1 protein-coding gene is annotated in these 249 nt (G+C 32.1%); it reads right to left on the bottom strand.

Annotation, left to right across the window (positions count from 1 at the left end):
* Positions 1–249 (bottom strand): type VII secretion protein EssB/YukC (locus SB775_RS32210; protein ID WP_410865355.1); only part of this gene is annotated, 249 nt, incomplete at both ends.

Genomic DNA, 249 nt, shown 5'->3' on the forward strand with positions numbered 1-249 from the left:
CTAACAACGGGGTTGGTGGAACAATATCTCGAATTCCTCTATGTATAATACTTGGCATTAAATTAGCATTAAAAACTATATTGTCCGGATGTAAAAAGAACGTGATTCGTTTATTTAAATATTTACGAAACTGCGCAACATTTCGAAGCAGTCTTAATTTCTCATTTCTTCCAAAACGGCTAAGATCATCCCACTTATATAATTTTTTATCCACTTGAAATATAAAGGTAAACATATCATCCGTTTCCT

Source organism: Peribacillus sp. SIMBA_075, assembly GCF_046534585.1.